Here is a 613-nt window from a genome sequence, read left to right as displayed (position 1 = left end):
AGACTACGACAATAAATAAACCTATAAAAGCAAGTAGCATAGACTGTCCCAACTCTCTACCCTGATCGTAAAAATCTTGATTATTGCACTGAGGAAAGTTGATTTTTACTTGATTGCCGTGATATTCCCATGCCGAACCAATAAAAACAGGGTGATTCAACACCCCGTCTTTATCGATTGTCGGTATGACTTGGGACATCACATGATTTTGAGCTTCTATCTGCGTGCCATAACAGATTTGGCCTACTCGATATCCCATATCAAACCTTATGCTTTATTGATCACGCGTTTAACCAGACCAATTGACACGATGGCAATCGCAATACCTACAACAACGACACCGAATGCGACAATACCTGTTTTCAGTGCGCCGATTTCGGTTGATGCTGTTGACAGCAGATCTTCCGCCAATACAGGAGCGGACATAACGGCCACAGATGCGGCTACCAATGCTTTTTTAATCATGTTCATGATTTTTCCTTTAATGTAAGGACGGTGTATTGATTTTTTGAATTTCGGCCACCGTCTTAAACCGAATTTCAATCTTTCAAAAATCCAAAAACGACAAATTCATATTGATTGCCGATTTCTTCAATACCTGCTTTTACGGCTT

Annotated in this window: 2 protein-coding genes; both read right to left on the bottom strand. The window is 40.5% G+C overall.

Annotated elements, in window-relative coordinates; genetic code table 11:
* Positions 1-259, bottom strand: a 259-nt coding sequence (locus tag HMPREF2661_RS10830) for a hypothetical protein (protein WP_070823778.1), incomplete at its 3' end; no start/stop codon positions are given.
* 8 nt (positions 260-267) lie between these two features.
* The gene (locus HMPREF2661_RS10825) at positions 268-471 is read right to left on the bottom strand and encodes a hypothetical protein (RefSeq protein WP_070823777.1); all 204 of its coding nucleotides are present in this window, start codon (positions 469-471) and stop codon (positions 268-270) included.
* Positions 472-613 lie beyond the last annotated feature (142 nt).

It is taken from the genome of Neisseria sp. HMSC061B04 (genome assembly GCF_001836705.1).
GTDB lineage: Bacteria > Pseudomonadota > Gammaproteobacteria > Burkholderiales > Neisseriaceae > Neisseria.
Note: the sequence above shows the minus strand (reverse complement) of the source record. Positions and strands in the feature narration are given on the sequence as shown.

Bases quoted from the DNA above. Each gene is read 5' to 3' on its own strand.
- HMPREF2661_RS10825 (WP_070823777.1), bottom strand. From the start codon at position 471: ATGAACATGATTAAAAAAGCATTGGTAGCCGCATCTGTGGCCGTTATG.